The 267-nt window shown below is 53.9% G+C and carries 1 pseudogene; it reads right to left on the minus strand.

Features of this window, described 5'->3' with window-relative positions:
• Positions 1-267, minus strand: a pseudogene (locus tag EXE42_RS19960) (hypothetical protein); the annotation flags it as partial.

Below are 267 nucleotides of genomic sequence, written 5' to 3' on the forward strand. Positions count from 1 at the left end.
TCTCGAACTTCGAATCCCTGTCGTTCGTAGTGAGACGCACATAAGTCAGCAATCTTCCGGAGCGTTGTATCCCAGAGCTCATCTAGGCCGTTCGCGTACTCGTCGTGGTCCAACGAGCGTGGGGTTTCCAAGTTAACTCGGAAGCTCTCAATGAGACTGTCGGGGTTGAGGAAGTTGGTCCGATCGTCAAGATCAATGATACTCACTGCTGTGGCGGGCAGGACCTCGTCGCGAATCCAGTAGAGGAAGAATGACTTCCCGAACCCG

The organism is Halorubrum sp. SP3 (genome assembly GCF_005435195.1).
Lineage (GTDB): Archaea > Halobacteriota > Halobacteria > Halobacteriales > Haloferacaceae > Halorubrum > Halorubrum sodomense.